Origin of the sequence: Burkholderia ambifaria AMMD, assembly GCF_000203915.1 — a bacterium.
GTDB classification, from domain to species: Bacteria; Pseudomonadota; Gammaproteobacteria; order Burkholderiales; family Burkholderiaceae; genus Burkholderia; species Burkholderia ambifaria.
On record NC_008391.1, the window covers coordinates 761,302 to 788,021 of the forward strand.

23 protein-coding genes, 2 pseudogenes and 1 riboswitch are annotated in these 26,720 nt (G+C 66.7%); of the genes and pseudogenes, 14 read left to right on the plus strand and 11 right to left on the minus strand.

Annotated elements, in window-relative coordinates; translation table 11 throughout:
• The first annotated feature begins 344 nt into the window (after window positions 1-344).
• The 3 genes from BAMB_RS19425 to otsA all read left to right on the plus strand — a co-directional run bounded on the left by BAMB_RS19425 (window position 345) and on the right by otsA (window position 4,594).
• Complete coding sequence (locus BAMB_RS19425) at window positions 345-2,426, plus strand: TonB-dependent receptor (RefSeq protein WP_011658877.1); 2,082 nt, start codon at window positions 345-347, stop codon at window positions 2,424-2,426.
• A 31-nt stretch (window positions 2,427-2,457) separates the two neighbouring features.
• On the plus strand, window positions 2,458-2,850 hold the full coding sequence (locus tag BAMB_RS19430) for a hypothetical protein (protein ID WP_011658878.1): 393 nt from the start codon (window positions 2,458-2,460) through the stop codon (window positions 2,848-2,850).
• A gap of 337 nt (window positions 2,851-3,187) precedes the next feature.
• On the plus strand, window positions 3,188-4,594 hold the full coding sequence (otsA, locus tag BAMB_RS19435) for an alpha,alpha-trehalose-phosphate synthase (UDP-forming) (RefSeq protein ID WP_006753584.1): 1,407 nt from the start codon (window positions 3,188-3,190) through the stop codon (window positions 4,592-4,594).
• A 104-nt stretch (window positions 4,595-4,698) separates the two neighbouring features.
• On the opposite strand, the gene ftsH is transcribed toward otsA, so the two are convergent.
• Window positions 4,699-6,666, minus strand: coding sequence for an ATP-dependent zinc metalloprotease FtsH (gene ftsH / locus BAMB_RS19440; protein ID WP_011658880.1), 1,968 nt, complete (start codon window positions 6,664-6,666; stop codon window positions 4,699-4,701).
• A 431-nt stretch (window positions 6,667-7,097) separates the two neighbouring features.
• Here ftsH and BAMB_RS19445 point away from each other — a divergent pair, with 431 nt between their 5' ends.
• Window positions 7,098-8,762, plus strand: a complete 1,665-nt coding sequence (locus tag BAMB_RS19445) for an acid phosphatase (protein WP_011658881.1) — start codon at window positions 7,098-7,100, stop codon at window positions 8,760-8,762.
• Between the two features lie 457 nt (window positions 8,763-9,219).
• Here the strand turns inward: BAMB_RS19445 and BAMB_RS19450 are convergent, their stop codons facing one another.
• Both BAMB_RS19450 and BAMB_RS19455 read right to left on the minus strand, forming a co-directional pair.
• A complete protein-coding gene (locus BAMB_RS19450) occupies window positions 9,220-11,085 on the minus strand; it encodes a phosphoenolpyruvate carboxykinase (GTP) (RefSeq protein ID WP_011658883.1) in 1,866 nt (621 codons plus the stop codon).
• Between the two features lie 527 nt (window positions 11,086-11,612).
• Window positions 11,613-11,825, minus strand: a complete 213-nt coding sequence (locus BAMB_RS19455; protein ID WP_232625471.1) for an SDR family oxidoreductase — start codon at window positions 11,823-11,825, stop codon at window positions 11,613-11,615.
• 21 nt (window positions 11,826-11,846) lie between these two features.
• Here BAMB_RS19455 and BAMB_RS19460 point away from each other — a divergent pair.
• Window positions 11,847-12,077, plus strand: a pseudogene (locus BAMB_RS19460) (EthD domain-containing protein); the annotation flags it as partial.
• 52 nt (window positions 12,078-12,129) lie between these two features.
• Here the strand turns inward: BAMB_RS19460 and BAMB_RS19465 are convergent.
• The gene (locus tag BAMB_RS19465) at window positions 12,130-13,716 is read right to left on the minus strand and encodes an isocitrate lyase (RefSeq protein WP_011658885.1); all 1,587 of its coding nucleotides are present in this window, start codon (window positions 13,714-13,716) and stop codon (window positions 12,130-12,132) included.
• A 394-nt stretch (window positions 13,717-14,110) separates the two neighbouring features.
• Here BAMB_RS19465 and BAMB_RS19470 point away from each other — a divergent pair, with 394 nt between their 5' ends.
• From BAMB_RS19470 to BAMB_RS19485, 4 genes are all read left to right on the plus strand, one after another.
• Complete coding sequence (locus tag BAMB_RS19470) at window positions 14,111-14,632, plus strand: YbaK/prolyl-tRNA synthetase associated domain-containing protein (RefSeq protein WP_041491651.1); 522 nt, start codon at window positions 14,111-14,113, stop codon at window positions 14,630-14,632.
• A complete protein-coding gene (locus BAMB_RS19475) occupies window positions 14,629-15,267 on the plus strand; it encodes a helix-turn-helix transcriptional regulator (RefSeq protein WP_011658887.1) in 639 nt (212 codons plus the stop codon). Before BAMB_RS19470 ends, BAMB_RS19475 begins: the two co-directional genes overlap by 4 nt.
• 48 nt (window positions 15,268-15,315) lie before the next feature.
• The gene (locus BAMB_RS19480; protein ID WP_011658888.1) at window positions 15,316-16,290 is read left to right on the plus strand and encodes a threo-3-hydroxy-L-aspartate ammonia-lyase; all 975 of its coding nucleotides are present in this window, start codon (window positions 15,316-15,318) and stop codon (window positions 16,288-16,290) included.
• Window positions 16,291-16,420: 130 nt separating this feature from the next.
• A complete protein-coding gene (locus BAMB_RS19485) occupies window positions 16,421-16,669 on the plus strand; it encodes a hypothetical protein (protein ID WP_011658889.1) in 249 nt (82 codons plus the stop codon).
• 53 nt (window positions 16,670-16,722) lie between these two features.
• Here the strand turns inward: BAMB_RS19485 and BAMB_RS19490 are convergent, their stop codons facing one another.
• Window positions 16,723-16,893, minus strand: coding sequence for a hypothetical protein (locus BAMB_RS19490; RefSeq protein ID WP_011658890.1), 171 nt, complete (start codon window positions 16,891-16,893; stop codon window positions 16,723-16,725).
• Window positions 16,894-17,000: 107 nt separating this feature from the next.
• Here BAMB_RS19490 and BAMB_RS35930 point away from each other — a divergent pair.
• A pseudogene (locus BAMB_RS35930) lies at window positions 17,001-17,132 on the plus strand (helix-turn-helix domain-containing protein); the annotation flags it as partial.
• A gap of 113 nt (window positions 17,133-17,245) precedes the next feature.
• Window positions 17,246-17,438, plus strand: a riboswitch (cobalamin riboswitch).
• Window positions 17,439-17,525: 87 nt separating this feature from the next.
• Here BAMB_RS35930 and BAMB_RS35410 read toward each other — a convergent pair.
• Window positions 17,526-17,663 (minus strand): hypothetical protein, encoded by a 138-nt coding sequence (locus tag BAMB_RS35410; RefSeq protein ID WP_158380539.1) that lies wholly within the window; start codon window positions 17,661-17,663, stop codon window positions 17,526-17,528.
• Between BAMB_RS35410 and BAMB_RS19500 the strand changes: the two genes are divergently transcribed.
• A complete protein-coding gene (locus BAMB_RS19500) occupies window positions 17,649-19,577 on the plus strand; it encodes a TonB-dependent receptor domain-containing protein (RefSeq protein WP_011658892.1) in 1,929 nt (642 codons plus the stop codon). The two genes, BAMB_RS35410 and BAMB_RS19500, sit on opposite strands and share 15 nt — an antisense overlap.
• A 62-nt stretch (window positions 19,578-19,639) precedes the next feature.
• On the opposite strand, the gene BAMB_RS19505 is transcribed toward BAMB_RS19500, so the two are convergent.
• Entirely contained in the window at window positions 19,640-20,278 is a 639-nt protein-coding gene (locus tag BAMB_RS19505; RefSeq protein ID WP_011658893.1) for a LysE family translocator, read from the minus strand.
• Window positions 20,279-20,392: 114 nt separating this feature from the next.
• Here BAMB_RS19505 and BAMB_RS19510 point away from each other — a divergent pair, with 114 nt between their 5' ends.
• Both BAMB_RS19510 and BAMB_RS19515 read left to right on the plus strand, forming a co-directional pair.
• A complete protein-coding gene (locus tag BAMB_RS19510; RefSeq protein WP_011658894.1) occupies window positions 20,393-20,854 on the plus strand; it encodes an Lrp/AsnC family transcriptional regulator in 462 nt (153 codons plus the stop codon).
• A 63-nt stretch (window positions 20,855-20,917) separates the two neighbouring features.
• On the plus strand, window positions 20,918-21,328 hold the full coding sequence (locus tag BAMB_RS19515) for a VOC family protein (RefSeq protein ID WP_041491472.1): 411 nt from the start codon (window positions 20,918-20,920) through the stop codon (window positions 21,326-21,328).
• Between the two features lie 132 nt (window positions 21,329-21,460).
• Here the strand turns inward: BAMB_RS19515 and BAMB_RS19520 are convergent, their stop codons facing one another.
• Window positions 21,461-22,426: a helix-turn-helix domain-containing protein gene (locus tag BAMB_RS19520; protein WP_227739305.1), complete on the minus strand. Its 966-nt coding sequence runs from the start codon at window positions 22,424-22,426 to the stop codon at window positions 21,461-21,463.
• 67 nt (window positions 22,427-22,493) lie between these two features.
• Here BAMB_RS19520 and BAMB_RS19525 point away from each other — a divergent pair, with 67 nt between their 5' ends.
• The gene (locus BAMB_RS19525) at window positions 22,494-24,806 is read left to right on the plus strand and encodes a molybdopterin-dependent oxidoreductase (protein ID WP_011658897.1); all 2,313 of its coding nucleotides are present in this window, start codon (window positions 22,494-22,496) and stop codon (window positions 24,804-24,806) included.
• A 24-nt stretch (window positions 24,807-24,830) separates the two neighbouring features.
• On the opposite strand, the gene BAMB_RS19530 is transcribed toward BAMB_RS19525, so the two are convergent.
• From BAMB_RS19530 to BAMB_RS19540, 3 genes are read right to left on the minus strand one after another with little or no spacing between them, the layout of a single operon-like run.
• Complete coding sequence (locus BAMB_RS19530) at window positions 24,831-25,178, minus strand: copper-binding protein (protein WP_011658898.1); 348 nt, start codon at window positions 25,176-25,178, stop codon at window positions 24,831-24,833.
• A 40-nt stretch (window positions 25,179-25,218) separates the two neighbouring features.
• On the minus strand, window positions 25,219-26,010 hold the full coding sequence (locus tag BAMB_RS19535; RefSeq protein WP_011658899.1) for a DUF2182 domain-containing protein: 792 nt from the start codon (window positions 26,008-26,010) through the stop codon (window positions 25,219-25,221).
• Window positions 26,007-26,651, minus strand: coding sequence for a DUF1326 domain-containing protein (locus BAMB_RS19540; RefSeq protein WP_011658900.1), 645 nt, complete (start codon window positions 26,649-26,651; stop codon window positions 26,007-26,009). Before BAMB_RS19540 ends, BAMB_RS19535 begins: the two co-directional genes overlap by 4 nt.
• Window positions 26,652-26,720 lie beyond the last annotated feature (69 nt).

Genomic DNA, 26,720 nt, shown 5'->3' on the forward strand with positions numbered 1-26,720 from the left:
CATTCGTCGCGGGACATCCGGCGCGGACGGCCGGTGTCGGTGCCGGTTCAACGCCCCTTCTTCCTACGCAGCCATTTCGGCCGTTGGTCGGAAACCCTGCGGCATACCGTCGTTTCGCTTGGAATTCGAGATGATATAACATATCATTTCGCGATCTCGTCCACCTGAAGCATCCGAACCCGCTCGCTCCCTCCGGGTGGCCGAGTTACGCCGAGTCATGTCCGGATGGGTCATAGCGGGGCCACTACGCGTCGCTGACGCAACAATATATCGTATCTATTCGTGACCCGCATGGCTCGCTTTCCGACACACCAAACCAACCGATCCCAACCGATTCACCGACCATGCGCGACCTCCCTCGTCTACCGCTTCGCCCGCTCTCTCCCGTTTCGCTGATGCTGTTCGCCGCCGTCGCACAAGCCCAGGCCGCCGATACGCCCGCCTCGCCAACCCCGACGCAGACCACGCCGCTCGCGCCGATCTTCGTGACCGCGAACCCGCTGGGCGACACCCAATTGATCGCACCGACCGCGCAACTGTCCGGCGACGCGCTGACGCGCCGCCAGGCCGATTCGCTCGGCGAGACGCTCAACGGCCTGCCTGGCGTGTCGACCACCACCTACGGCCCGATGGTCGGCCGTCCGATCATCCGTGGGATGGACGGCGACCGGATCCGGCTGCTGCAGAACGGCGTCGCCGCCTACGACGCATCGTCGCTGTCGTACGACCACGCGGTGCCGCAGGACCCGCTGTCGATCGAGCGCGTCGAGATCGTGCGCGGCCCGGCCGCGCTGCTGTACGGCGGCAACGCGGTCGGCGGCGTCGTCAACACGATCGACAACCGGGTTCCGCGCGAGGCGATCGAAGGCGTGACAGGTGCGCTGGATGCACGCTACGGCGGCGCGAACTCGGTGCGCGCCGGCGCCGCGCAGGTCGAAGGCGGCAACGGCCGCTTCGCGTTCCATGTCGACGCATTCGACCGCGAGGCCAGCAAGCTACGGATTCCCGGCTATGCGCGCAGCGGCGCGCAACGCGCGATCGACGGCCCCGACACGCCGCAGCCGTACGGCAACGTACCGAACAGCGACGGCCGCGTGCACGGCGGCGCCGCCGGCGCGTCGTACACGTGGGCCGACGGTTTCGCGGGCCTGTCGTACAGCGGCTATGAATCGAACTACGGCTCCGTCGCCGAGGACGACGTGCGCCTGCGCATGCGCCAGGAACGGCTCGCGTTCGCGTCCGAGGTGCGCAATCTGAGCGGCCCGTTCACGAAAGTGAAGTTCGACTTCGCGTACACCGACTACCGCCACAAGGAAGTCGACAACGGCGAGACGGCGACCACCTTCCGCAACCGCGGCTACGAAGCGCGCATCGAGGCGCGGCATCGCAAGATCGGTCCGTTCGAAGGCGCGATCGGCGTGCAGTTCGGCCGGAACACATTCTCGGCGCTCGGCGATGAACTGCTGGTGCCGTCGACGCGCACGAACAGCGTCGCGCTGTTCGGCCTCGAGGAATGGCAGGTCGACCCGGCGCTGAAGCTGAGTCTCGGCGGGCGCTTCGAGCACGTGAAGGTCGATCCCGATCCGGCCGGCGTCGAGAAATTCGCGGGCGCGCAGCCGCGCGACTTCAACGCCGGCAGCGTATCGGCCGGCGCCCTCTTCTCGCTGACGCCCGTGTGGTCGGTCGCGGCGAACGTCGCCTACACGGAGCGTGCGCCGACCTTCTACGAGCTGTACTCGAACGGCCCGCACGACGCGACCGGCCAGTTCCTGATCGGCAACCCGAACGCGTCGAAGGAAAAGGCCGTGTCGACCGACCTGTCGCTGCGCTATGCGAGCGGCCCTAACCGCGGCAGCGTCGGGGTGTTCTACAACCGCTTCTCGAACTACCTGACCGAGTACAACACGGGCCGCGTCGTCGACGACGACGGCGAACCGGTCGCACCCGGCGCCGATGGCTCGCTCAACGAAGCGATCTATCGCGGCGTGCGCGCCGAGTTCTACGGCGTCGAACTCGACGGCAAGTGGCGCGCGTTCTCGCGGCGCGGCCATACGGTCGATCTGGAACTGACCGCCGACTACACGCATGCACGCAACGTCGACACCGGCCAGCCGCTGCCGCGCATCGCGCCGCTGCGCGCGACGCTCGCGGCCGACTACGGTTACGGCCCGTTCGGCGCACGCGCGCAGGTCACGCATGCGTGGTCGCAGCACCGCGTGCCCGACAACGACTTTTCGACGGACGGCTACACGTCGCTCGGCGTGATGCTCACGTACAAGTTCCGTGTCGGCGCGACACACTGGCTCACGTACCTGCGCGGCGACAACCTGACGAACCAGGAAATCCGCTACGCGACCTCGGTCGTGCGCGGCTTTGCTCCGCAGGGCGGCCGCAGCGTGATGGCCGGGTTGCGCACGACGTTCTGAGCGCCGGACGGCCTGCGGCGCTGGCCGCGGGTTGTTCGAGCGGCTCGTCGCGCTGAATATCATCGGGCTCGCGCAGGCCAGCAAGAGCGAAGATGTGACGGCCGATATCGACAACTGCTGCCGTCCGTTGCTTGCGCAACTTGTTCACCAAGCCGATGCGCACGCAACCTGTACGCATGAGCGCGAAGTCGCGATCGCACGGGCATTCGCGGATCGTTACACGACCGGGCGCAACCTGCTGCAGGCCATTTGTCTGATCGCGGTCGCGGTTGGCGGCAGCCTTTGGCTGACGAGCAAGATCACGGAGCCGATCGTCGCATCGGTTCGGACGATCCAGAAGGGTTCCGCGCTTGCGTCACCGACATCAACATTGGTGAAATCGCGGCGGCATCGACCGAACACAGTCGCGGCATCGATCAGATGAATCTGACGATCCCGGCCTGCAATTCCCTCTTCTCTGCCCTCCGCTTCCCGTTGCGCACACGGCCTCCGCCGCGCTGCGCAATTTCCGGTCCTGCCCTCCGAATGCACGCCACGACGCGCATCGCGCCCGATGCGAGGCCGCGTTGATCTCGGTCATGCACTTTTAAATCAGCCGAATGACGAGTATCCTAAAAAAGCACTCCACGTTCGGACAGCGAATCGCGTGCCCCTGATTCCCGTCCGTTCGTACCGCGGCCCCATCGCGCCTCGCGTCGATGGCGGCGTCCGCTTCACGCCCTGGCCGCACGAACCTTCCCAAACTATTCGCAGGAGAGCTGGTGAGCCGACTCGTCGTCGTATCCAATCGCATCGCAGATCCCCGTAAAGCCGCGGCCGGCGGGCTGGCCGTGGCCGTGAAAGACAGCCTGCAGGAATCAGGCGGCGTCTGGTTCGGGTGGAGCGGCAGGCTGCGCGGTGAAGACGAACGTACCGCCCAGGGCGACGACGTGCAGATCCAGAACGTCGGCGGCATCCAGCTCGCGACGATCGATCTCGATCCGCAGGATTACGACGCGTACTATCTCGGCTACTCGAACAACGTGCTGTGGCCGGTGTTCCACTACCGCCTCGATCTCGCGCAGTTCGACCGGCGCTTCGCGGACGGCTACCGGCGCGTGAACCAGCTGTTCGCGCGCAAGCTGAGCACGCTGCTGCGCCCCGACGACACCATCTGGGTCCACGACTATCAGCTGATCCCGCTCGCCGCCGAGCTGCGCGCGATGGGCTGCAGGAATCCGATCGGCTTCTTCCTGCACATCCCGATGCCGCCGCCGCCGATCATGGCCGCGATTCCGGAGCACGAGTGGCTGATGCGCTCGCTGTTCGCGTACGACCTCGTCGGCTTCCAGACCGAATCGGATCTGCTGCACTTCGAGCACTACGTCGAGGCGGAAGCCGGTGCCGCACGTCTGCCGGACGGCCGCCTGCACGCGTTCGGCCGCACGCTGTCGGCCGGCGCGTTCCCGATCGGCATCAACGTCGACGAATTCGCGGCGCTCGCGGAGAATCGCGACGGAATCGACATGTTCGAGCGGATGCGCGACGAGTATTCGCGCCGCCAGCTGCTCGTCGGCGTCGACCGGCTCGACTACACGAAGGGGCTGCCGCAACGCGTGCATGCGTTCCGTCAGCTGCTCGAACAGTATCCGGAGAACCGCGATCGCGCGACGCTGATCCAGATCGCCGCGCCGAGCCGCGAGGATCTCGGCGCGTACGACGACCTGCGGCGCGAGATGGACAGTCTGTGCGGCGCGATCAACGGCGACTACGGCGAACTCGAATGGATGCCGATGCGCTACATCCACCGCACGGTCGCGCGCAAGCGCCTGCCGGGCCTCTATCGCGCGAGCCGCGTCGCACTCGTCACGCCGCTGCGCGACGGGATGAACCTGGTTGCGAAGGAATTTCTCGCCGCGCAGGACGAGGCCGATCCGGGCGTGCTCGTGCTGTCGCGTTTCGCGGGCGCGGCCGAGCAGTTGAAGCCCGCGCTGCTCGTGAATCCATACGACACGCAAGGCACCGCGCAGGCGATCCAGCGCGCGCTCACGATGCCGATCGAGGAACGCCGCCAGCGTCACGACGCGCTGATGGCGATCGTGCGCAAGACCGACGTGCACTGGTGGCGCACGCGCTTTCTCGACGCGCTCACCGAAGCCGCGGAAGTCGCCGCCGCGACCGCGTCCTGACGCACATTCTCACATCGGTCGAGCGCCGCACCGGTCACCGTCTGCACCGCCACTGAAATCGGAATGCGTTAGCAAGCCCGCCAACTGCGCGGGCGATCCGCGCTTCAGCGCTCCGGTTCGCGCGGCGGCCCGCATGCGACGAAATCGTGCTCGGCCGCCGACGCCTGCCCCGGCGCATTCACACCCGTGCACGGCCCGCAATCGATCATCGAAGGCTCGGACGCAGGCACCTCGCGCCCGTCGATCAGCGCCTGCAACGCGTCGCGTTCCAGCACCTCGCACGCGAGCAGCCGTCGCGCGATCCGCTCGAGCGCGTCGCGACGTGCGCCGAGCGTCGCCGCGACGCGCGCATGCGCATCCGTCAGCAGCGTATGCACCTCGTCGTCGATCACGCGCGCGGTGTGCTCGCTGCAGCGGCCCTCGCCCGCATGCCACGCGCCCGGTATGCCGCTGCGCGCCTCGCCGTCGTCGAAACTCATCAACCCGATCTTCTCGCTCATCCCGTACTGCATGACCATGTGGCGCGCCATCGCGGTCGCGCGTTCGAGATCGTTCTGCGCGCCCGTCGACACGTCGCCGAACACGAGTTCTTCCGCGACGCGGCCGCCGAGCAGCGCATCGATCCGATCGAGCAGCTCGCTGCGTCGCAGAACGTAGCGATCCTCGGTCGGCACCTGCTGCGTATAGCCGAGCGCGGCCACGCCGCGCGGAATGATGGACACCTTCTTCACCGGATCGCAATACGCGCGGCTTTCCGCGACGAGCGCATGGCCGGCCTCGTGATACGCGATCGTCAGCTTTTCCTGCGCGTTCATCACGCGGCTCTTGCGCTCGAGGCCCGTCATCGCGCGATCGATCGCTTCGTCGAAATCGTCCATCCCGATCGCCGGCTTGCCGAGGTCGGCCGCATGCAGCGCCGCCTCGTTGACGACGTTCGCGAGATCGGCGCCGACGAAACCCGGCGTGCGCGACGCGAGTTCGCCGAGGTCGACTTCGTCCGCGAGCTTCACGCGCTTCACATGCACGCCGAGAATCTGGCGGCGCCCGTTCACGTCGGGCCGGTCGATCGCGATGTGACGGTCGAAGCGGCCGGGGCGCAGCAGCGCCGGATCGAGAATCTCCGGCCGGTTGGTCGCGGCCATGATGATCACGCCCGTGCCGGCCTGGAAGCCGTCCATCTCGACGAGCAGCTGGTTGAGCGTCTGCTCGCGCTCGTCGTTGCCCGACATCGGCCCGACGCCGCGCACCTTGCCGAGCGCATCGAGCTCGTCGACGAACACGATGCACGGCGCCTTCTGCTGCGCCTGCTCGAACAGGTCGCGCACGCGCGCGGCGCCCACGCCGACGAACATCTCGACGAACGCCGAGCCGCTGATCGAGAAGAACGGCACGGCCGCCTCGCCGGCCACCGCGCGTGCGAGCAGCGTCTTGCCGGTGCCGGGCGCGCCGACGACGAGCACGCCCTTCGGGATCTTGCCGCCGAGCCGCTGGTAGCGGTCGGGGTTGCGCAGGAACGCGACGAGCTGCTGCAACTCGGCCTTCGCTTCGTCGATGCCCGCGATGTCGTCGAACGTGATGCCGGTTTCCTGCTGCACGTACACGCGTGCGCGGCTCTTGCCCATCCCGGTGAAGTCCTGCAACCCGCCGCGCCTGCGCAGCATCAGGTTCCAGATGAACACGAACGCCACGAGCGGCACCAGCCACGACGCGAGCGACGTGATCCAGCCGGTGTCGGACGCGCCGTGAAAGCGGACGCCGGCCGCGCTCAGCGCGTCGATCAGTTGCGGGTCGGTCACGCGGTTGGTGGCGAAGCGCGGCGGCGTGCCGCCCGCCTTCACGGCCGCGACTTCGGATGCCGGCAGCATCGCGCCGGCCTGCGGCATCTTCAGCGTGCCCACGATCGACGTCGAGCCGATCTCGAGATCGTCGACGAGGCGCGCGTCGACGAGCCGATGGAAATCGCTGTACGCGATCATCGTCGTCTCGGGCCGCAGCATCAGCAACTGCGCAGCGAACAGCACGAAGAAGCCCGCCGCGATCAGTAATCCTGCGTAGTCGAATTTCTTGTCCATCGCATCGAGCCGGCCGGTCGCGCCGTGCGGCGCGCGCTTAATGCGTACCCGCGCGCCCCGACGGCGCGCGGTATCCGCAGCTACGCGCGCTCACGGACCGCATCCGCGCCATCGTCGCCTCGTTTCGTCGCATGAAAGACACCGCGAACACGCCGCATGGCAGCGCTCGCACGGACATCGCGCCGAAGCGCACAGCCCGTGATTCCAGTCTAGTTCGCGCGCAGGCGTCTCGCATCGTCCGGCAAACGCCTTTCACCCACGCGGCGAGCCGCGTTATAGTCGCGTTCGTGACATTTGTATGACAGTTGACCTCGCCCCGCGCAGCACCCCGCCGGGTGCGACGCCGGCTGTTGCGTCCGTCCCGCGTCGCAGCCAGCCGTGCGACGCTGCCGCGCATCGAACGATAACCGCCCATTCGAGGAGCACACGACGTGAACGACACCCCCGATCGCCCCGACGACCTTCCCGTTGATCCCGACCGCCGCCGCATGCTCGGCGGCCTCGCCGCGCTCGGCGCGGGCGTCGCGCTTGGCGGCTGCGAGACCACGCCGGGCAGCGCGCCGCGCTCCGCCGCCGACCTGCGGATCGACGACGCGCTGCGCCGGCAGGTGCGCCACATCGTCGTGATCTATGCGGAGAACCGCAGCTTCGCGAACCTGTACGGCGACTTCCCCGGTGTGCGCCATCCGCTGAGCGAGGTGCGCCCCGAGGACGCGCGGCAGCTCGATCGCGACGGCAAGACGCCGCTGCCGGTGCTGCCGAAGATCTGGGGCGGGCTCGTGCCGCGCGCGCAGGAAGTGGACGGCAAGCGCTACGCGATCGCCGAGCGCGACATCGACAAGCTGCCGAACGCGCCGTTCCGGATCGCCGATACGCAAGGCAAGCCGCTGCCGAACGGCGTGATCACGCGCGACCTGTGGCACCGCTTCTACCAGAACCAGATGCAGATCGCGGGCGGCCGCAACGACCAGTTCGCCGCGTGGGCCGATTCGGGCGGCCTCGTGATGGGCCATTACCGCAATTCCGCCGACACGCTGCGGCTGTGGAACCTCGCGCGGCAATACACGCTGTGCGACAACTTCTTCATGGCGGCCTTCGGCGGCTCGTGGCTGAATCACATGTTCCTGATTTCCGCGCAGCCGCCGATCTATCCGGACGCGCACAAGCATCCGCACGCGGCCAAGCTGCTGTCGAAGGTCGACGGCGACGATCCGGCCGGCACGCGACTGGCGCTCGCCGCCGATTCGCCGGCGTCCGCGCTCGACGGCCCGCCGAAGTTCGCGGTCGACGGCCCGCTGACGCCCGACGGCTACGGCGTCAATACGATGGCGCCGCCGTACCAGCCGAGCTACGTGCCGCCGGCCGATCCGGGCAACGCCGCGTATGCGGACCCGGCCGACCATCGCGTGATCCCGCCGCAAGGCCATGCGACGATCGGCGACCGCCTGTCGGAAAAGAACGTCGACTGGGCGTGGTACAGCGGCGCGTGGCAGTACGCGCTCGAGCACCGCGACACGGGCATGGTTCCGGATTTCCAGTACCACCACCAGCCGTTCAACTACTTCGCGAACTACGCGCCGGGCACCGACGCGCGGCGCAAGCATCTGCGCGACGCCGGCGTCGGCGACGAGCCGTCGACCAACCGCTTCATCGCCGACATCGACGCGGGCCGCCTGCCGGCCGTCACGTTCTACAAGCCGCAGGGCAACCTGAACATGCACGCGGGCTATGCGGACGTCGAATCGGGCGATCACCACATCGCGAACGTGATCGAGCACATCCGGCGCGGCCCGCAATGGGCGAACACCGTGATCGTGATGACGCACGACGAGAACGGCGGCTGGTGGGATCACGTCGCGCCGCCGGCGGGCGATCGCTGGGGCCCCGGCTCGCGCATTCCCGCGCTCGTGATCTCGCCGTTCGCGAAGAAGGGCTACGTCGATCACACGATGTACGACACGAACTCGATCCTGCGCTTCATCAGCCGCGTGCACGGGCTCGCGCCGCTCGACGGCGTCGCCGCGCGCGACAAGGCGTTCGCGTCGCGCGGCGCCACGCCGCCGGGCGACCTGACGAACGCGCTCGATCTCGGCTGACGATTCACCGACATCGCTGAGACGACGACGCCCCGGTGCAACACGGTTGCCCGGGGCGTCGTCGTTTTACTCGCCACGCTATGCGGCGCTACGCAACACCTCGCTCGCCGAACGCGCGGCGTGACGACCGGCCTGCCGGCCGAAGAAGGTCGCGTCGGCCAGCGACAGTCACGCTCGACTTCCTCCCATGTCTCGCCGGCCGCCGCGATGCCGATCCGCGCGATCGCGGGCGGCGCCTGTATGAGCCCGATCCGGCCGATGTCGCGCTGCTGCGCTACTGGCGCGGCGACGTGCCGCGCGCGGTCGACGAAGTGATCGCGGCAGTGCGGCGCCTAAGCGCACGTTCAACGGTCACGCCAAGCTGAAAACGCGGCGCAAACGACGACGTCCCGCCGCCGGCGTCGTATGCCGGCGGCGGGACGTCCAGATGCCGCTACGTCGTGGTCGATGCGGCGCGTCAGCCGCCGAGGCGCTGTTCGATCTTCTTCATCGTGTCGGTCAGCTCGGTCGGCAGGCGCAGCTTCAGCGTGTCGAACAGCGCCGCGTGCAGCTTCAGCTCCTCGCGCCATTCGTCGGCGTTCATCGACGTCACCGCATCGAACTGCTCGCGCGTGAAGGCGAGCCCGTCCCAGTGCAGGTCGTCATAGGCCGGCGACACGCCGAACGCATGTTCGCCGCCGCCGCCGTTGCCTTCGAGGCGATCGAGCATCCACTTCAGCACGCGCATGTTCTCGCCGAAGCCCGGCCACACGAACTTGCCGTTCGCGTCCTTGCGGAACCAGTTCACGCAGTAGATCTTCGGCAGCTTCGCGCCCGCGCCTTCGAGCTGCTTGCCGATCTTCAGCCAGTGCGCGAAATAATCGCTGACGTTGTAGCCGCAGAACGGCAGCATCGCGAACGGGTCGCGGCGCACGATGCCTTGCTGGCCGACGGCCGCGGCGGTCGTCTCCGAGCCCATCGTCGCGGCCATGTACACGCCCTCGACCCAATCACGCGCTTCGGTCACGAGCGGCACGGTGGTCGAGCGACGGCCGCCGAAGATGAACGCGTCGATCGGCACGCCGGCCGGGTTTTCCCAGTCCGCGTCGATCGACGGGCATTGCGATGCGGGCGCCGTGAAGCGCGAATTCGGATGCGCGGCCTTGCGGCCCGTTTCCTTGCCGATTTCCGGCGTCCACGGGTTGCCTTGCCAGTCGGTCAGCTTCGTGGGCGGCGTGTCGGTCAGGCCTTCCCACCACACGTCGCCGTCCTCCGTCAGCGCGACATTCGTGAAGATCACGTTTTCCTTCAGCGTCGAGATCGCGTTCGGATTGGTCTTCACGCCGGTGCCCGGCGCGACGCCGAAGAAGCCGGCTTCCGGGTTGATCGCGTACAGGCGGCCGTCGCGGCCCGGCTTCAGCCACGCGATGTCGTCGCCGATCGTCGTGACCTTCCAGCCGTCGAAGCCCTGCGGCGGAATCAGCATCGCGAAGTTGGTCTTGCCGCACGCGGACGGGAAGGCCGCCGCGACGTGATACTTCTTGCCGGCCGGCGACGTCACGCCGAGGATCAGCATGTGTTCGGCGAGCCAGCCTTGGTCGCGGCCCATCGTCGACGCGATGCGCAGCGCGAAGCATTTCTTGCCGAGCAGCGCGTTGCCGCCATAGCCGGAACCGAAGCTCCAGATCTCGCGCGTCTCGGGGAAATGCACGATGTACTTGACGGGGTTGCACGGCCACCGCACATCCTTTTGACCCGCGTCCAGCGGATGGCCGACGCTGTGCACGCACGGCACGAAATCGCCGTCCTCGCCGAGTACGTCATAAACCTCGCGGCCCATGCGCGTCATGATCCGCATGTTCACGACCACGTACGGGCTGTCGGACAGTTCGACGCCGATATGCGCGATCGGCGAGCCGAGCGGGCCCATCGAAAACGGCACGACGTACAGCGTGCGGCCGCGCATCGAGCCGCGGAACAGACCGTTCAGCGTCTCGCGCATTTCTTCCGGCGCGATCCAGTTGTTGGTCGGGCCGACGTCGTCGGGCGACGGCGTGCAGATGAACGTGCGGTCCTCGACGCGCGCGACGTCGGACGGATCGGATTGCGCGAGATACGAGTTCGGCCGCTTCGCCGGGTTCAGGCGCGTGAGCGTGCCCTGGTCGACCATCGCCTGGCAGAGCGCATCGTATTCCTCCTGCGAGCCGTCGCACCACACGACGCGTTCCGGCTCCGTGAGCGCCGCGATACGCGACACCCACTCGATCAGTTTGCGATGCTTGACGAATGCTGGGGGAGCGATCAGCGCGCTGTGGCTCGCTTCGGCCATGCTGTTATGCGACATGGAAATGTCTCCAGATTATTGGAAGGGGATCGGGGATGCGGGGCGAGCCCGCCAGATGGGGGAATGCGGTCGGAGCGCAGGTTGAAGCGACGCGCAAGGCGGGACGCGCGAGCGGAGCGCGTGTCGATGCCGCGATGCGGGCGAGAGAATGTGATGTCTCGTATGAGCGTGCGAACGCGAGTTTCGCCATGCCAGCAACCTGCCGTACAACTCCATGCCGGCCAGCATACCATCGCCGTTATTGGGCGGGCGTTGCGTTGCAACAAGAAACAATTGTGACGACGCGTCGGCATGCCGCTTGCCGGCCGGTCCCTTTTATTGCGTCGACGCATTCGCTTTGGGGACGAAACGGCTCGAAACGTCCGTCCGGCAAGGGTTTCGCGAACGCGGAAAAATCGGCGCGACGCGTTCGTATGCGCTGCCCCCGAACGGGCAGCGGCCGAATTGGCGTTTTCGCTACTCAGGCAAACCCTGAATTAGGTTGCGCACACAAACATCCATCGCGAACGCGTTGTGTGCGCTACCGCTCAAAGCGGCGCGCCCGGCAATCCGGGGTAATACGCGCATGCCGCCATCCCACCGTCGACGGCCAGTTCGGTGCCGTTGCAGTACGACGCTTCGTCGCGCGCGAGGAACAGCGTCGCGCGCGCGATTTCGTCAGGCAAGCCGACGCGTTGCAGCGGCACGTGCGTGTAGTGGTTGTTGATCTCGTCGAGCGGTGCGCCGCTCGGGTTCGACATCGCCGTGTTCACGCCGCCCGGATGGTGCGCGCGCTCACGCATGCGGCGCCCGGCTACGACGTGATCGTCAAGGAATGCTTCCCGGCCGCGGCGATGACCGATCCGTACGCGTTCTTCGATGCGATCGGCGACGAGGCGAAGTTCCAGCGCAACGTCGCGCAGATGATGGACAGCTGCGGACGCTTCATCGATTTCGACAAGATCGACGTGGTGCCGACGAGCCAGTACGTCGTGAAAGCGGTACGCGGATAAAAAAACGCCAACCCGCGCTAAACGGGTTGGCGTCGTACCGCGGGTGCGACGATTACGAGAACTGGTTCATCGTGTTGTCCTTGCCCGCTGCCTTCAGCGCTGCTTCGCCGCTGAAGTATTCCTTGTGGTCGTCGCCGATATCCGAGCCGGACATGTTCTGGTGCTTGACGCACGCGATGCCCTGACGGATCTCCTTGCGCTGCACGCCGGCCACGTAACCGAGCATGCCCTGGTCACCGAAGTATTCCTTCGCGAGGTTGTCGGTCGACAGCGCGGCCGTGTGGTACGTCGGCAGCGTGATCAGGTGGTGGAAGATGCCTGCTTCACGCGACGCATCGGCCTGGAACGTGCGGATCTTCTCGTCGGCGAGCGTGGCCAGTTCGGTCTGGTCGTACTCGACGCTCATCAGCTGCGCGCGGTCGTATGCCGACACGTCCTTGCCCGCTGCCTGCATCGCGTCATACACCTGCTGACGGAAGTTCAGCGTCCAGTTGAACGACGGGCTGTTGTTGTACACCAGCTTCGCGTTCGGGATCACCTTGCGGATTTCGCTGACCATGCCGCCGATCTGCGCGATATGCGGCTTTTCGGTTTCGATCCACAGCAGGTCGGCGCCGTTCTGCAGCGACGTGATGCAATCCAGCACGCAACGCGCTTCACCCGTGCCCGAGCGGAACTGGAACAGGTTGCTCGGCAGGCGCTTCGGACGCAGCAGCTTGCCGTCGCGCTTGATCACGACGTCACCGTTGCCGAGCTGATCGGCCGACAGCTCTTCGCAGTCGAGGAAGGAGTTGTATTGGTCGCCCAGGTCGCCCGGCGTGTTGGTCACGGCGATCTGCTTGGTCAGGCCGGCGCCGAGCGAGTCGGTACGGGCGACGATGATGCCGTCGTCCACGCCCAGTTCCAGGAACGCGTAGCGGATCGCGCGGATCTTCGCGAGGAAGTCCTCGTGCGGCACCGTGACCTTGCCGTCCTGGTGGCCGCACTGCTTCTCGTCGGACACCTGGTTCTCGATCTGGATGCAGCACGCGCCCGCTTCGATGAACTGCTTGGCCAGCAGGTACGTTGCTTCGGCATTGCCGAAACCCGCGTCGATGTCGGCGATGATCGGCACGACGTGCGTCACGTGGTTGTCGATCTTTTCCTGGATCGCGGCCTTGGCAGCCGCATCCTTGGCCGCATCCAGCTCGCGGAACAGGCCGCCCAGCTCACGGGCGTCGGCCTGGCGCAGGAACGTGTACAGCTCGCGGATCAGCGCGCTGACCGAGGTCTTTTCGTGCATCGACTGGTCCGGCAGCGGGCCGAACTCCGAACGCAGCGCGGCGACCATCCAGCCCGACAGGTACAGGTAACGGCGTTCGGTGCTGTTGAAGTGCTTCTTGATGGAGATCATCTTCTGCTGGCCGATGAAGCCGTGCCAGCAACCCAGCGATTGCGTGTACTTGGTCGGGTCCGCATCGTACGCGGCCATGTCGGCGCGCATGATCTTCGCGGTGTAGCGGGCGATGTCCAGGCCCGTCTTGAACTTGTTCTGGGCACGCATGCGGGCAGCCGATTCCGGATTGATGGCATCCCACGCGCTGCCTTGCTTCTCCTTCAAACCAGCCACTGCCTTGATGTCGTCTTGATATTGGGACATGTCTATCTCCTGGGAACGAAGCGCATTTGAGTAAAGGGTTCAGCGTGCCCGCTCCGTGTGACGAAGCGAACTGCATGGACTTAATAGTAACGTCGCCCGGTTCCCTTTCGACCAACTCTTATATAAGACATAAGATATAAATTTCGCTTGTTTTTCAATGAGATAAGCGCGCGTTTTTGCGATGCAAAACAAGTTTTCAAGCGGCGGGACGGCCACGCGCCGGAAATTCGACCGGCGTTCCGCGATATGAAACGACCTTTCGGCTGTTGGTGCGACGACACACGGGGCGATCCATGCTCCGGGCTTTTGCCCTGCACATGACAAAACGTCTATACTTGGACAATCCATCGACGGCGCCGAACGCGCGCCTCCTGCCCGGAACGACATGAGCGACATGAGCGACTATCCCGTTTTCGACGCGCTGCGCGAGCTGCTGACGACCTCCGGCGCGCGGTTCCGCGTGATGGAGCACCCGGCCGAAGGCAAATCCGACGTGATCGCCGCGATTCGCGGCACGCGTCCCGAACAGGGCGCGAAGGCGATGCTCTGCACATTCAAGGACGGCGGCGACGCCACCGCGCTCGCGGTGATCCCCGGCCATCTGAAGATCGATTTCCGCAAGGTCGCCGACGCGCTCGGCCGCCGCAAGGCGACGCTCGCGCCGCCCGAACTCGCGGCCGCGGTCACGCGCTGCGTGATGGGCGCCGTGCCGCCGTTCGTGTTCGACGCGAACGTGACGCTCGTCGTCGACCCGGCTCTCATCGAACTCAACGACGAAATCGCGTTCAACGCGGGCCGCCTCGACCGCTCGGTCGTGCTCGACGCGTCCGACTACGTGCGGATCGCCCGCCCGCTGCTCGCCGACATCACGCGGCCGGAAGTCGCCAACGCGCCCGCACTGCAGGCCAACGCATGACCACGCCCCGCCCCCGACCGCAACTGGAGCAGGCATCGCTGATCGAGCAGGTGCTGCGCATCGCCGAAGGGCTCGGCGCGATGTTCGCGCCGTTCACCGAGGTCGTCGTGCACGACCTGCGCACGCCGGAACACGCGATCCTCGCGATCCACAACAACCTGTCGGGCCGCGCGGTCGGCGATCCGGCGACCGAACTCGGGCTCGCGCGCATCGAGGACGACGACTACCCGCAGGTGCTCGCGAACTACGCGAACCGCTTCGCCGACGGCCGCACCGCGAAAAGCACGTCGATCGGCATCAAGGATTCGAGCGGCCGCTACGTGGCCGCGCTGTGCCTGAACGCGGACGTCACGCTGTTCCGCGGCTTCCAGGGCATGCTGAACCAGTTCTGCAGCACCGAAGGCGAACCTGTCGCAGAAACGCTCGACCCGGCCGGCGCGGACGCGATCCGGCAGCGCATCGATGCGTTCGCGACGCGCCTGGCGACTACCCCACGCGAGCTGAAGACCGACCAGCGCCGCGAGCTGATGCACGCGCTGAAGGCCGACGGCTTCCTCGAGGTGCGCCGCGCGATGGAAATCGTGTCGCAGCACCTCGGCGTGTCGCGCGCCACCGTCTACAACGATGCGAAATGATGCGCGCCCTGCTGCCCCATTGAACGACCCTTCCGACGAGCGACCTTCATGAACACTCCGACCCTTCCCACCTACGACGACGTAGCAGCAGCCGCGGCACGGCTCGAAGGCCACGCGCACCGCACGCCCGTGATGACGTCGCGCACGATCGACGAAGCGCTCGGCGCACAGGTGTTCTTCAAGTGCGAGAACCTGCAGCGCATGGGCGCATTCAAGTTCCGCGGCGCGTTCAACGCGCTGTCGCGCTTCGACGCGACGCAGCGCCGCAACGGCGTCGTCGCGTTTTCGTCCGGCAACCATGCGCAGGCGATCGCGCTGTCGGCGCGCATCCTCGGCATTCCGGCGACGATCGTGATGCCGCAGGACGCGCCGGCCGCGAAGATGGCCGCGACGCGCGGCTACGGCGGCAACGTCGTGACCTACGACCGCTACACCGAGGACCGCGAACAGATCGGCCGCGAGCTTGCTGAGAAACACGGGCTCACGCTGGTCCCGCCGTACGACCATGCGGACGTGATCGCGGGCCAGGGCACGGCAGCCAAGGAATTGTTCGACGAGGTCGGGCCGCTCGACGCGGTGTTCACGCCGCTCGGCGGCGGCGGCCTGCTGTCAGGCACGGCGCTCGCGACGCGCGCGCTGTCGCCGCACGCGAAGCTGTACGGCGTCGAGCCGGAAGCCGGCAATGACGGCCAGCAGTCGTTCCGGTCAGGCTCGATCGTCCATATCGACACGCCGCGCACGATCGCCGACGGCGCGCAGACGCAGCACCTCGGCAACCTGACGTTTCCGATCCTGCGGCGCGACGTCGACGACATCCTGACCGCGACCGATGCGGAGCTGGTCGACTGCATGCGCTTCTTCGCGACCCGTATGAAGATTGTCGTCGAGCCGACCGGCTGCCTGTCGTTCGCGGCCGCACGCCGGATGAAGGATGAACTGAAGGGCAAGCGCGTCGGCATCGTGATCAGCGGCGGCAACGTCGATCTCGAGAACTTCTGCGCGCTCGTGTCCGCCTCGGCATGACCGTCGTGGCGCGCGGATGGCCTGGATGAATATCCTGTCATCCGCGTGCCGCCGCTTCTTCACGGCGCGTTAAGTTTCGCGCTCTAGACTGATTAGGTGTCCCGCATTCAGTCGTGAAGAAGGAGTCGTCATGAACACGCACGCGATCGTCGCCGCCGCCCTCGCGGCAGCCTCCCTTTCGGCGTTCGCTCAACCGGGCGTTACGTCATCCAGCCTTCCCGCCGCATTGCCGCAAGGCCCCGTCGCGCACGCCACCCACCGTTCGCCCGCCGCGCTGCCGCCCGCCGGCTTCGTGCTCGCGAAGATCGATCAGAACAATACGCCGCCCGATCGCGGTGGCGATCCCAGCGGCCGCACGCGCTCGGGCTCGCATATGTAAACGTGAGCCGGCCGCGTCGGACGGCCGGCCCCTATTACGACATCACAACGACATCACAACGACGGCAGCGATGGATCACGTGCGGCGAGGATATCCGCAGTGCGCCGCTGCAGCGCGCCGTTGATCGTCTCCGGTTGCGGAATCAGCCAGTAACGCCCGTCTCGAATGCCATCGAACACCCGCGCGCCGAACGCGTCGGGCGTAAGTCCGTGCGCGTTCAGCATCGCGCGCATCGTATCGACGAAAGCTTGCACTTCGGGCGGTCGTGCGCGGCGCCGAGCGGGTCGTTGAAGATGCCCGACTGCACCGGGCCCGGCGCGAGCAGCAACAGCGGATCGGCGCGCATCTCGGGTTCAGCGGCGAGGAAGCGTTCCGGCGGGCGTTCGTGCGATGGACGGGCATCGCGCCGAGCCGGTTCCGACGCGATTGCAGCGCGGCCGACGTTCCGTTTCATCAGACGTGAATGCGGTTCGAGTGCCGTCGAAAAAAGAAAGGACTTCGAAAGCATTCGACGAACACTGACGTTTTTTCGCATCCCGTCGGCCGCCAACGATTGACGCGCCGGAGCGCTCGCCATTACGCTTGCGCGCTGATGGTTCCCGGGAACGGGATCAAAAGGGAACGCAGGAGAGGCAGCGCCTCGAATCTGCGGCTGCCCCCGCAACTGTAAGCGGCGAATCCGCGCCACCACACGCCACTGGGAAACCGGGAAGGCCGGCGCGAATAACGACCCGCGAGCCAGGAGACCTGCCATCGACCCGAGGTCCAAGCAGCCGCACCGGGCGGGGTGTCCCGATGCGCCAGCACCGCCTTTGGCGGTCGCCCCGTTGCATGGACGGCCCGACCTCAGGACCCTTCAAATGTCCAACCTTTCCGCCTCCGCTTCCACGCCGGAAGCGTCGCGCCGCTGCGTCGCCGTCATGCGCGGCGTCTTCGCGCGCTCACGCCGTACCTGCAACACGATCACGCTCGCCGCCTCATGAATCTTCGCCACCTTCTCGCCACGTCCGCCGCCACCGCGCTGCTCTCCCCGATCGCCCACGCCGCCGGCGATACGACAATCACGCAGCCGCGCCCGTCCGCGGACGGCACCGACCTGCCGACGATCGCCGTGACCGACACGCGGCATCTGCCCGAATCGTTCGACCAGCGCTATGCAACAACGCAGGTGCTCACGCGCGCCGATCTCGACCGTCTGTCGCCGAGCGAGCCGAGCATCACGCAGGCCCTCGCGATGCTGCCGGGCGTGACCGTCTCGCAGACCGGCGGCCCCGGCTCGTCCGCGTCGGTCAGCATCCGCGGCTCGTCGGCCAGCCAGGTCGCGGTATTCATCGACGGGATCCGGATCGGCTCGCCGACCACCGGCATCGCGCCGTGGGCCGACCTGCCGACCGAAGCGTTCGAGCGCGTCGAAGTGATTTCGGGGCCGGCCGCCGCATCATTCGGCGCGAACGCGATGGGCGGCGTCGTGCAGCTGTTCACGCGCCGCGCCGCCGGCCAGCCCAACCAGACGAGCGTGTCGTTCGGCGGCGGCTCGAACAAGACCTTCGACACGCAGTTGCGCACGTCGGGCACCGTGCCGTCGACGGGGCCGCTGGCCGCGCTCGGCGGGCTCACCTACTCGCTTGGCCTGCACTCGTACAACACCGCCGGCATCGACGCGACGCGGCCCGTGTTGCCGTACCACGAGGACGGCCGCAATCCGTACCACGCGCAGGATCTCGATGCGCGCCTCGGTTACGCGCGCGATAACTGGTCGATCTCGACGTTCGCGCTGTATCACCGCTCCGACCTGTCCTATGACAACGCCGGCTATGCGAACCGCGAACTCGATCATCAGCTGACGACCGGCATCGCGTTCCATCTCGACATTACGCCCGACACGCAGTTCGACCAGTCGTTCGGTTATGCGAACGACCGCCAGTTCCTGTATGCGAGCGACCCGGCCATCCAGACCGACCGGATCGACTCGCAGCGCATCAGTTCGTCGACGTCGCTGACTCATCAGACGCACGGCTTCCACCTGTTCGGCCTGCCGCTGTCGGGCGAGACGAAGGTCGCATACGACTTCACGCGCGAGCAGGCGTTCCTGCCGATCGACGTGCCGGACGGCGTGCCCACGCGCAACGATTCCGCGTTCTCGCTGCATCAGTCGGCGACGCTCGGCAGCGTGACGATGTTCGTCGCGGGGCGTCACGAGATCATCGCGGGGAAAGCCGTGAACACCGGCAACGCCGCGCTGTCGTGGGCGATCACGCCGGTCTATACGGCGCGCGTGTCGTACGGCAACGCATTCCGCCTGCCGTCGTTCAACGACCTGTACTACCCCGGCTACGGCAATCCGAACCTGAATCCGGAGCGCAGCGATTCGGTCGAAGCCGCGCTCGACGCGAACACGGCGTACGGCACGTTCAGCGCCGCGATCTACGACACGCGCGTCAACAACCTGATCGCGTACAACCCGGCGACGTTCTCACCGATGAACATCGGCCGTGCGCATATCCGCGGCATCGACCTGTCGTACAAGGGCACGCTCGGCCGCACGACGCCGGTGAGCATCGCGGTGGGGATTCTCAATCCGCAGGACGAAACCAACGACAGCTGGCTCAGCCGCCGGCCGCGCCAGACGGTCAGCGTGAACATCGACCACACGTGGGACGAACTGCACCTGCATGCACTGAGCACCGGCGCGTCGTTGAACTACGGCGGCACGACGTTCGACGACCCGGCCAACGCCACGTATCTGCCGTCGTATCTGACCGTGAATCTGCGCGCGTCGTACAAGATCAATGCGCACCTGACGGTGTCGGCGACGCTGTCGAATCTGTTCGACCGTCAGTACGTGACCGCGTATGGGTACAACACGCTTGGCCGCACTGCGTTCGGTAAGGTTAGCTATACGTTCTGATCGGGGCGGTCGCGGGCGTCGGTGCGGACAGGTTCGAGCGTTCGATCGCACCGCGGTTCGCGTCAGGACCACACGATGCCATGTACGCCCGCAATCAACTGGATCGCGCCGAACACCGCGATCACGACGGCCGACACGCGCGACAGCCCGTGCATGAACGTCAGCGGCATCTTCGTGCGCAACGCGGCGGTCGCGCTGCTCAGGCACAGCCACCACGTCGCGGAACCGACGAACACGCCGGCGACCATCAGCGCGACCGTCGGCCCCATCGCGTCGTCATGCGTGCCGGTCAGCGGGCCGAGCGCCGCGAAAATCCCGACGAACGACAGGATCGTCATCGGATTCGACAGCGTCAGGCCGAACGTCGTCAGGAAATCGCGCAGCACCGTCGTGCGCGACAAGTCGCGCTGTGCCGCCGATGCGGCCGGTGCCTGCCGCGCGATGGTCCAGGCCAGCCACACGAGGAACGCGCCGCCGCCGATTTTCAGCGCGACGGTCAGCATCGGAAACGCGGTGACGATGCCGGCGACGCCCAGCGCGCCGAGCAGCCCGTAGATCGCATCGGCGCACGCGGCGCCGATGCCCGTGGCGAACCCCGCCTGAAAGCCTCGGCTCAGGCTGCGCTGGATACACAGCATCCCGATCGGGCCGACCGGCACCGCGATCGACAATCCCATCACGACGGACTTGATGAACAACATGGCCGGCTCCTCGCGATTCCCCGTGGCTTCAATCGCATCGTAGGGAAAGTCCGGCCGCCGCTGAAGGCGGTTTTTAAGGAAAAATAGCGGCTTCACCTTAAAAACTCCGCCGCAATGGATGAACTCGACTGGAAGGTACTCGCGCTGCTGCAGGCCAACGGCCGCATCAGCTATACGGAACTGGCGCGCCAGGTTCATCTGTCGGTGCCGGCGGTGACGGAACGCGTGAAGCGCCTCGAATCGGCCGGCGTGATCGACGGCTACACGGCGCGGGTCAATCCGACGGCGGCCGGCTACCCGGTGAGCGCGCTGATCGGCATCACGGTGCCGCAGCCGGCGAAGGCGAAATTTCTGAAGCTGCTCGAGACGATTCCCGAAGTGGTCGAGTGCCATCACGTGACGGGCGCGGATTCCTACGTGATGCGGTTGGTCGCGGTCAGCATGGCGCACCTCGAGCAACTGATCGAGCGCATCAACCTGTATGGCGAGACGCGCACGTCGATCGTGATGTCGACGCCGCTGCCGGCGCGCGGGCTCGCGCGTCCGGCGGGTGCGAGCAAAGGCAGTCGGGGGTGACACGATGCCCCGCGCCGCGCGATGCTGTGCCATGCGCACCTTGCACGAACCGGACAACCTGCCATGTCAGTGATCGGACTCAATCATTACAACCTGCGCGCGGATCGGGCGACGCTCGATACGCTGCGCGATTTCTACGTGAACGTCGTCGGCCTCGAACTGGGCTATCGCCCCCCGTTCCAGAGCGCGGGCTACTGGCTCTACGCGGCGGGACAGGCAATCCTCCACCTGTCGGAAGCGCGACCCGGCGAGGTGCGGCCATCGCATGTCGTCAATACATTCGACCATATGGCGTTTTCATGTGAAAACGCCGCCGACATGGAACGGCGCCTCACCGATGCGCAAGTCCGGTACTCGCGCAGATACGTGCCGCTCACGCGCCAGCTCCAGATCTTTTTCGCCGACCCGGCCGGCAATGGCGTCGAGTTGAATTTCGCGCAGCCCGACGACATTTCCGGTGGCGATGCGGGTTAGCGCGGCGATCGGCGTGGGCGACGGAATCGTGGCCCCAGCGATGCAGCCCTTGGCCGAGGCGCGACGCGCAGCGCTAACCCGCATCAAATGTCGACGATGCGGCCGACGCGAATGTCCCACGCCCCCGTGAACTCAATCCGTCCGATCCCCCGTCGAACGCGGCTTCATCCGCCCCGGCGAATAACCGTAGAACTGCCGGAACGCGTGCGCATACGCGCCTTCGCTGGAATAGCCGACGGCGACCGCGACGTCGAGCAGCCGAGCGCCGCAGCGATGCATCGCGAGCGCCTTCGTCATGCGCGCATGGGTGCGCCATTGCTGAAACGACAGCCCGGTCGACTTGACGAAGGCCCGCTGCAGCGTCTTTTCGCTGGCGCCGACCTGACGGGCCCAGTCGCCCAGCATGCGCGCGTCCGCCGGATCGATTTCCAGCGCGCGGCAGATGACCGAAATGCGCGGATCGTCGGGAATCGGCATGCCGGCCGCAACGCGCGGCGCACGACGGATTTCCGCGACGATGACCCGCGTTTTCCAGAAACGCACGTCCGACGACGCGTCGGTATCGTCCCAACGTTCCGCATCCAGGATCAATTCCTTCAGCAGCGGACTCACGTGCGACACCGAGAAGGTGGGCTCGGCATACAGGCCCGCACCGATATAGACGCTGTGGTAGCGATACGGCCGGCCCATCAGAATCGAATGCGGTAAGTCGGGCGGAATCCAGGCGGCCTGCCCCGGCCCGAGCCGGACCAGATGGTGCGGCGTTTCCAGCAACGCCGCGCCGCGCTCCGGATAGAGCAATTGACCGCAGCTGTGCACATGGCGCGGCGATTCGGCGGTCGTGCCTTCGCGCACGATCAACACCAGTTGCTCGCCATCCGCCAACGCGCGCAACCGCTCGGGCGAACCGGCCGTCACGGATTTCGTCTGTCGCATTCGAATCGAAAACTGACTGTTTTCATGCTGTGCGGGAAAAAACCCGGCAGTACATTGGCACCGGGCCGGCGCAGTGTGAGCACCGACGACGTTTCGCCGGCCCCTTCCGGCCTTGGGGCCGAGGATAGCACCGGCCGCACGATCGAATGAACCCGCCGCCATTGCTGCAGGGGCACGAACAATCAGCAGCCGTCCGAACCGCAGTCACGCACGGGTACAAACAACGAACATGGCGACACGATCCATCCAAACCGCTTCGCACTGGGGCGTCTACAACGTGCTTACGGACGCCGACGGCGCCATCACGGGCATGACGCCGTTTGCCGCCGACCGCCATCCCGCGACCTTCGTCGGCGGCCTGCCGGAGATCGTGCGCGGACGGCTGCGCATCGACCGGCCCTACGTGCGCGCCGGTTACCTGCGCTCGCGCAACCGCGACCGTCGCGGCGGCGACACCTTCGTGCCGGTGAGCTGGGACGATGCGCTGCGCCTCGTCGCCGACGAGCTTGCGCGGGTCAAGGCCGAGCACGGCAACGAAGCGATCTACGGCGGCTCGTACGGCTGGGCCAGCGCCGGGCGCCTGCATCACGGGCCGAGCGTGCTCAAGCGGCTGCTCGGCCTGCACGGCGGCTACGTCGACAAGCGCGGCAACCACAGCTTCGGCGCGGCCCTCGGCGTGATGCCGTACATCCTCGGGCGCTCGGATATCACGAACCTCGTGCCGTCCTGGCCGGACGTGATCGAATCGACCGGACTGGTGGTCATGTTCGGCGGGGCCGCGATGAAGAACACGCAGCTCGACGCCGGCGGCGCCGTGATTCACGACAGCGTCGACTGGTACGCCCGGGCCGGCGAGCAGGGCCCGCCGTTCATCGTGATCAGCCCGTCGCGCGCCGACGTGCCCGCCGGCCCCCGCGCGGAATGGATTCCGATCCGGCCGCATACCGATACCGCGCTGATGCTGGGCATCGCGCACACGCTCGTCGACGAAGGGCTGCACGATACCGGCTTCCTGTCGCGCTACTGCGAGGGATTCGAGCGGTTCGAAGCGTATCTGCTCGGCCGCGACGGCGGCACGCCGCGCAGCCCCGAATGGGCGGCGGAGATCACCGGCATTCCGCCCACGCGCATCCGCGAACTCGCGCGATCGATGGCGGCCAACCGGACCCTGATCAACCTCAGTTGGTCGATCCAGCGAGCCGATCACGGCGAGCAACCGGTATGGATGGTGGTGACGCTGGCCGCGATGCTGGGTCAGATCGGCCTGCCCGGCGGCGGCTTCAGCCTCGGCTTCGGCGCCGTCAACGGCATCCTGACGCCGCGCGTCGACGGGATGCCCAGGCCGACGCTGCCGCTCGGGAAGAATCCCGTGCGCACCTACGTGCCGGTCGGGCGCGTGGCCGACATGCTGCTGCATCCCGGCCAGCAGATCCGGTGTTTCGGCGAGACGATCACGTTTCCGGATATCCGGCTCGTCTATTCGATCGGCGGCAATCCGTTCCACCACAACGCGAACCTGAATCGCTTCCTGCGCGCGTGGCAGCAGCCCGAAACCGTGATCGTCCACGAACCCTGGTGGAATCCGGCAGCGCGGCACGCGGACATCGTATTGCCGGCGACGACCACGATGGAACGCAACGACATTCTCGCGCACGAGCATTCGCCGTACTGGCTCGCCATGCGGCAGGTGATCGAACCGGTTGGCCTCGCGCGGAACGACTTCGACATCCTGGCCGACGTGGCCGATGCGCTCGGCTTCCGGGCGGCGTATGACGAAGGACGCGACGAATCGGGCTGGCTGCGTCACATGTACGACGTCGCCAGAAACACCGCGCAGAAGAACGGCTTCACCCTTCCCGACTTTGCGACGTTCTGGGCCGACGGCCAATACCGGTTTCCGCAACCGGACGCGCGCACCGTGCTGCTGGACGCGTTTCGCCGCGATCCGGTCGCCCACGCGCTGGCGACCGCGTCCGGGAAAATCGAAATTCATTCGCGCGTGATCGAGCAGTTCGGCTACGACGATTGCCCGGCGCATCCGGCGTGGCTCGAACCGCAGGAATGGCTGGGCGCGGCCGACGCGGCGCGCCATCCGCTGCATCTGCTGTCAAACCAGCCGGCGACCCGGCTGCACAGTCAGCTCGACCCCGCTTCGGCCAGCCGGGCGAGCAAGGTCGCCGGGCGCGAGCCGCTCTACATGCATCCGCACGATGCGGCGTCCCGCGGCATTCGCGACGGGCACGTCGTGCGTGTGTTCAACGATCGTGGCGCGTTCCTCGCGGGTATCGTGCTCGCCGACTTCCTGGTGCCGGGCGTCGTGCAGATCGCGACCGGCGCGTGGTACGACCCGCTGCACGGCGGCATGCCGGGCACGCTCGAAAAACACGGCAATCCCAATGTCGTCACGCTGGACAAGGGAACGTCGGAGTTGACGCAGGGATCCGTCGCGCAAACGGCGCTGGTGGAAGTCGAGGTCTTTGCCGACCCGCCGCCCGTCACGGCATTCGAGCCGCCCGCGATCGCCGAAACCGGCGCCGGCTGATCGGATCGTGCAAGTGCGCGTGCATCAGGGCCGTTTCACGAGCGTCACGATCGTAAGCGTGCCGTTCACGCGTTCGACCCTTACCTTGACCTTGTCGCCCACGTGCAGCGAATCGATCATCGCCGGGTCGCCGGCCTTGAATGCCATCGTCATCGGCGCCATCCCGACGTTCTCCAGCGCGCCGTGCTTCAACGTCACCATGCCGTGCGCCGCATCGATCCGTTTCACTTCGGCGTCGGTCAGCGCCGCATCCGGCGCGGCCATCTTCATGTCGCCCATGCTCATGCCGGACATGCTGCCGGCCGCGCGCACCGGCGTGGCCACGACGGCCATCGCGCCAAAAACGGAGATGACGATGCATCGGATCTTCATCGAAATTCTCCCCGGTGCGGCAAATGACGAATGCGCGCCGCTACACCAGCAACGTCGCGACCGCCCACGCAATCAGCACGACGCCGAGCGCACGGCCGATGCGCTCGCCGCCGGGCAGCACCTTTTCAATCAGCACGAACAGCGACAACGCGACGATCCACACGACGTTCATCACGCCGCCGACGAACAGCAGCGCCATCAGCAGCCAGCAACAGCCCACGCAATACGCACCGTGGCGCACGCCGAGCAGGAAGCTGCCCGTGATGCCCGGCCGCCAGTACGTCGTCAGGAAGCGGACCGGTGACCGGCATTGCCGCAAGCAAGCCTGTTTCAGCGGCGAAAACTGGTAGATGCCGGCCAGCGCGAGAACGATCGCGGAGAGCACAGCGCTCTTCGACCACAGCATCATCCCGGAGATCAGGCCGGCAGGCTGCAGCAGCATCTGCAGCACGGCCGCGACGAGCGAGAACGCGAACCACGATGCCAGATAGCCGGCCAGCAGGAACGTCGACGTGAATGCCGATCCGGCGCCGGCCGGATCGTGATGCCGCAGCACGCGCCGGTACAGCAGCACGAGCGGTGCCGCGCCGGGCGTCATCATCGCGGTCATCATCACCCACCACATCAGGATCACGGTCGCCAGCGACGGGGCCATCGCGCCCATGTCGTCGGCCAGCCGATGCGGGAACAGTGCGACCGCCGTCATGTCCAGCGCCGACATGCCGGTGCCGGCCCCCGTCCACAGGTAGGCCCAGCACGCGCCGGCGAGCGCGGTCAAGCCGAGCAGCGTGACGACGCGCTCGCGCCCGAGAACATCGTCGACGGGGATCATGCCGTGACGCGATGCCGGATCAGCCCGTGATTGTTCAGATGCAGCCGTGCGAACTGCGCGTAGCTGCCCTTGAGATCCAGCTCGATGTTGCCATGCGACCGGCCGGTACCCGAACCGATCTCGGCCAGCTCGTATTCGAAGCCGTGCGGCAGGTCGATCCGTGCGCGATGTTCGGCGCCCGTCACCGGATTGCGGATCGGTTCGCCGACGATGTCGAACACGCCGTCGACGCTGATCCGGCCGCGCCGCGCATCGACATCGACGTCGAACTCGATCTTCGCGAAGATCGGATCGTACGCCTGCTCGAGCGTCGACGCGAACACGGAGAACATCGTCGCGAATGGATCGGTATCCTGACCGGTCATGATCTTCAGCACGGCCTCGCATTGCGCGGGGCTTGCGCGATTATCGACGATCGGCTGACAGCGGCCGTGGCCTTCGTGAATCGGTCCCGGCCACTGGAATACGACCGCGATCCGCACGCCGTCGAGCACCACGTCGCCGTAGTGACCGCTGTCGATTGAAATCGCACCCATTGCTTCGCAGTTGCCATGCGTCGGCAGCGAATTGAACTGGCAGGGGCAACCGTATGAGCAATTGCAGTTCATTAGTTCGGTTCCCTGAATCTCCCACGGCGTCATGGCTTCACCTCGCGCGGTCGGCGATACGTAACGTTTCGAATCTAGTGCACCCCACGGGGGAAAGCAAAG

Coding starts and splice junctions, on each gene's coding strand:
- BAMB_RS19425 (WP_011658877.1), top strand. CDS start 345: ATGCGCGACCTCCCTCGTCTACCGCTTCGCCCGCTCTCTCCCGTTTCG.
- ftsH (WP_011658880.1), bottom strand. CDS start 6,666: ATGGACAAGAAATTCGACTACGCAGGATTACTGATCGCGGCGGGCTTC.
- BAMB_RS19450 (WP_011658883.1), bottom strand. CDS start 11,085: ATGTCGCATAACAGCATGGCCGAAGCGAGCCACAGCGCGCTGATCGCT.
- BAMB_RS19455 (WP_232625471.1), bottom strand. CDS start 11,825: ATGTCGAACCCGAGCGGCGCACCGCTCGACGAGATCAACAACCACTAC.
- BAMB_RS19465 (WP_011658885.1), bottom strand. CDS start 13,716: ATGTCCCAATATCAAGACGACATCAAGGCAGTGGCTGGTTTGAAGGAG.
- BAMB_RS19470 (WP_041491651.1), top strand. CDS start 14,111: ATGAGCGACTATCCCGTTTTCGACGCGCTGCGCGAGCTGCTGACGACC.
- BAMB_RS19475 (WP_011658887.1), top strand. CDS start 14,629: ATGACCACGCCCCGCCCCCGACCGCAACTGGAGCAGGCATCGCTGATC.
- BAMB_RS19480 (WP_011658888.1), top strand. CDS start 15,316: ATGAACACTCCGACCCTTCCCACCTACGACGACGTAGCAGCAGCCGCG.
- BAMB_RS19485 (WP_011658889.1), top strand. CDS start 16,421: ATGAACACGCACGCGATCGTCGCCGCCGCCCTCGCGGCAGCCTCCCTT.
- BAMB_RS19490 (WP_011658890.1), bottom strand. CDS start 16,893: ATGCTGAACGCGCACGGACTTACGCCCGACGCGTTCGGCGCGCGGGTG.
- BAMB_RS19500 (WP_011658892.1), top strand. CDS start 17,649: ATGAATCTTCGCCACCTTCTCGCCACGTCCGCCGCCACCGCGCTGCTC.
- BAMB_RS19505 (WP_011658893.1), bottom strand. CDS start 20,278: ATGTTGTTCATCAAGTCCGTCGTGATGGGATTGTCGATCGCGGTGCCG.
- BAMB_RS19510 (WP_011658894.1), top strand. CDS start 20,393: ATGGATGAACTCGACTGGAAGGTACTCGCGCTGCTGCAGGCCAACGGC.
- BAMB_RS19515 (WP_041491472.1), top strand. CDS start 20,918: ATGTCAGTGATCGGACTCAATCATTACAACCTGCGCGCGGATCGGGCG.
- BAMB_RS19520 (WP_227739305.1), bottom strand. CDS start 22,426: ATGGCGGCGGGTTCATTCGATCGTGCGGCCGGTGCTATCCTCGGCCCC.
- BAMB_RS19525 (WP_011658897.1), top strand. CDS start 22,494: ATGGCGACACGATCCATCCAAACCGCTTCGCACTGGGGCGTCTACAAC.
- BAMB_RS19530 (WP_011658898.1), bottom strand. CDS start 25,178: ATGAAGATCCGATGCATCGTCATCTCCGTTTTTGGCGCGATGGCCGTC.
- BAMB_RS19535 (WP_011658899.1), bottom strand. CDS start 26,010: ATGATCCCCGTCGACGATGTTCTCGGGCGCGAGCGCGTCGTCACGCTG.
- BAMB_RS19540 (WP_011658900.1), bottom strand. CDS start 26,651: ATGACGCCGTGGGAGATTCAGGGAACCGAACTAATGAACTGCAATTGC.